This is a genomic window from Paenibacillus sp. 01T422, assembly GCF_056398785.1.
Genome location: NZ_JBFTQB010000826.1, coordinates 1 through 2945, shown reverse-complemented (window position 1 = coordinate 2945; position 2945 = coordinate 1). Strand labels below are relative to the sequence as shown.

The 2945-nt window shown below is 45.1% G+C and carries 4 protein-coding genes; 2 read left to right on the top strand and 2 right to left on the bottom strand.

Translation table 11 applies throughout. The features are described from left to right. Positions 1-595 (top strand): methyltransferase domain-containing protein (locus AC1DUA_RS31955; protein ID WP_477503569.1); only part of this gene is annotated, 595 nt, incomplete at its 5' end. 127 nt (positions 596-722) lie between these two features. Continuing rightward, positions 723-920 carry a cold shock domain-containing protein gene (locus AC1DUA_RS31950; protein ID WP_028556542.1) on the top strand — a complete coding sequence of 66 codons (198 nt, stop codon included), beginning with the start codon at positions 723-725 and terminating at the stop codon, positions 918-920. 130 nt (positions 921-1050) lie between these two features. On the opposite strand, the gene AC1DUA_RS31945 is transcribed toward AC1DUA_RS31950, so the two are convergent. Then, complete coding sequence (locus AC1DUA_RS31945; RefSeq protein WP_477503568.1) at positions 1051-2376, bottom strand: GntP family permease; 1326 nt, start codon at positions 2374-2376, stop codon at positions 1051-1053. Positions 2377-2457: 81 nt separating this feature from the next. Beyond that, a partial coding sequence (locus tag AC1DUA_RS31940) for a GntR family transcriptional regulator (protein ID WP_477503567.1) occupies positions 2458-2945 on the bottom strand: 488 nt, incomplete at its 5' end.

Below are 2945 nucleotides of genomic sequence, written 5' to 3'. Positions count from 1 at the left end.
TGCAGGCGGTGCATCTTCATTCACGGCAGAAGCAAGGCAGCTTGGTATACTCTCAGAGGCGGTTGACCCAATGTATGAGCAATCATCTGAAGAGATCGCCAAGCATGGCAGACAAGAAATCGAGCTTGTCGCGGCCAAGATGGAGAAGYTCCAGGACGTCTATGACTGGACGTTCTATGGTTCGGTTCAAAATCATACGGCAGGACGCATAAAGGGCCTAGAAAGGTTTGTAGAGGACTTCTCAAGCCGTGATGGCGTCGCAAGGTATCATGTGGCTTGTCTTCCGGTTCTGCCGTTTGAACAAGAATGCTATGATCTTGTGCTATGCAGTCACTTTCTTTTTCTGTATGAAGAGCAGTTCGATTATGCCTTTCATCTGAAGGCGGTGCGAGAGCTGCTTCGTGTTGCAAAGCCAGGCGGTGAAGTAAGAATTTATCCGCTGCTCAGTTTTCGAACAGATGAATATGGCAGACTGCCTGATTTAATAAATGAACTAACAAATGAGGGGCATTTGGTTAAAAAAAGAGAAGCAAGCCTCCCGTTTTTACCAAATTCTCATCAATTTTTAAGCATAATTAAGATGGGTTCCGCATAGTGAAAAACGTTGGTACATCAACAAATTTTGGCATGTCCAGCGCTTTTTTTGCGTTGATTTATCCCAATTGAGATGGTATAATTTCCTTATTCGTCATAGATGGCGATATTTTTAGGAGGTTGTTCATTTGAAAGGTACAGTTAAATGGTTTAACGCAGAAAAAGGCTACGGTTTCATTTCTGTTGATGGAGGCGACGATGTATTCGTTCACTTCTCCGCAATTCAGGGCGAAGGATTCAAAACATTAGAAGAAGGCCAATCCGTTGAGTTCGATATTACTCAAGGCAACCGTGGTCCTCAAGCAGCTAACGTCACCAAATTATAAGAAATTGGGAGTCCCCACTTATAAATAGAGTGTCATAGCACAAACAACAGAGACAGTCCCCTGTGGGCTGTCTTTTTTGCTATAAAAAAGGCCTGTACACGACCAATGTGGAAGTGCACGGGCTTTTTATTTAAACGAATATATCGATGATCAGCACGGTTCCGAAGGCAATGAAGGAAAGGAGTGTTTCTAGCACCGTCCACGTTTTGAACGTTTCTTTGACAGTTAATCCGAGGTATTCCTTCACCATCCAGAAACCTGCGTCATTGACGTGGGAAAGCATGAGCGAACCTGCGCCTGTGGCAATAACAAGCAGCTCCAAATTAACGCCAGACATATGCTCAACAATAGGAGAGACGATACCAGCGGCTGTCGTTAAAGCGACCGTCGCCGAACCTGTTGCGACACGAATTAATCCAGCAACCATGAACGCCAGCACGATGGGAGAGAGCGAAATATTCTCGGCCATTTGGGCAATAGAGGTGCCTACGCCGCTAGCGATAAGGATTTGTTTGAATCCGCCGCCGGCACCGATAATTAAAATAATCGAAGCAACAGGCAGAAGGCAATCATGCGACAGCTTGCTGATATAATTTTTACTCATACCTTGGCGAATGCCTAGGAAGTAGAAGGCAGCGAAACAAGAAATGAGCAGCGCGATCACGGAATTTCCGATAAAAACAAGGAATTTCATGAATCCGCTTGGAACTGGCAGGTAAGGCGCAATGACGGACAAAACCATCAATAAAACTGGCAACAAAATAATGAAAAAGGAAATGCCGGCGCCTGGTAATTTCTCAGGCTCAGTGGTTGAGTCAAGAAGTTCAGGTTCTTTCTCAGGAATAACACGTTTGTTTATCCATTTGGCAAACAAAGGTCCTGCAATGATCGCAGCTGGAATCGCAATGATTAGGGAGTAGATCAACACTTTGCCAATATCTGCTTTGTAGATGCCGATAGCTGTCATAGCACCAGGATGAGGTGGCACCAGACCATGAACGATGGACAATCCAGCAATGACCGGTAAACCGATGAGCAATATATTTTGTTTCGTTGATTTGTGTATGGAGATCACAAGCGGCAGCAGCATAACAATCCCGACGTCAAAAAATACGGGAATCCCGATAATGAAACCGGATAGCAGCATGGCCCATGGCAAACGTTTTTCACCAAAAACGCGGATAAAGAAATTGGCGACTTGGGTGCCTGCCCCGGAATCCGACATCATTTTACCTAAAATTGTACCTAAGGCCAAAATACCGACCAAATGACCTAGAACAGCGCCGACGCCGGTTTCATAAGCGCCAACGATTTTATCCATAGAAAGCCCCGCCATAAGCGCGAGGAACAAGCTAGCAACGGTTAAAGCAATAAAGGCATGCCATTTCCACCAGGCTACGCCAAGAATAACAATGACAATAGCAAGCAAGGTAACTATCAATAGATACATATTCATTGTAGGATCCCTCTTCTCAAGAAGTTAGTAAGCGTTATCAAGGTGTCGACGAGAAAAGGAAACAAGCTACAGCCAGTATTCCTAGGTATCGTAATTCACTACATAATTGTGCATCTCGGTGCTGTAATGCCCAGCGCTGAATTCGATCAGAGTGCCTTGTTCATCATAGGAATATCGCAATCTGTTCAGTAAGGGCGTGCCTGCTTTCACCTGCAGCATGTCCTCCACATGGGAAGAAGCGGTGACAGCAGCAAATTCATCCCGATATTTCTCCAAGGCAATGCCGTGATCTTCAAGGAGCTCATACAGGGATTGTTCGTTCAAGTCCGTGAGTTCGATGGTGGCCATTTGCAATGAGAGATAGTGGGAATAGTGAATATAAGGTCTATCATTTAAGTGATAAAGGCGTTCGATGTAGAAACATCGTTCTCCAAACAGCTGATAGGGCAGCGTCTCAGGTGCATTCGAGACAATTTCAGCTCGCAGTAATTGCTTATGAATCTGGTGGCCTTCTTCAACAAGTACTTCCGTGAAACGTTTCCACTTGGACAGCTTGGACAGGGAAGCAT